This window comes from Streptomyces sp. P17 (assembly GCF_032436805.1).
In the GTDB taxonomy this organism is placed as follows: Bacteria; Actinomycetota; Actinomycetes; order Streptomycetales; family Streptomycetaceae; genus Streptomyces.
In genome coordinates, this window is sequence record NZ_JAVRBF010000970.1 from 1 (window position 1) to 264 (window position 264).

Here is a 264-nt window from a genome sequence, read left to right on the forward strand (position 1 = left end):
CGGGCGCGGCTATCTCAGCCTGCGCTATTCCTATGCCGAGGATGGCGGCGTGGTCGACGTGCCCGAGCACGTCAAGACGGCTTACGAGAAGCTGATCACGCGCGGGCTGGTCAAGCCGGAGGGCAAGCGGAAATGAGCGAAGGCATCATCCTCGTCACAGGCGGCAGCCGCGGCATTGGCGCTGCGACCGCGACGCTGCTCGCCGGACAGGGCAAGAAAGTCGTGATCGTCGACATCCAGCCCGAGCCGCTTCCCGGCGGCGCG

General features: G+C 67.4%; 1 protein-coding gene. It reads left to right on the forward strand.

Going from position 1 to position 264, the window contains the following annotated elements; all coding sequences use genetic code 11:
* Positions 1-132 precede the first annotated feature (132 nt).
* Positions 133-264: SDR family NAD(P)-dependent oxidoreductase (locus RMT89_RS43610; protein WP_315889298.1), on the forward strand; the 132-nt coding region annotated here is incomplete at its 3' end.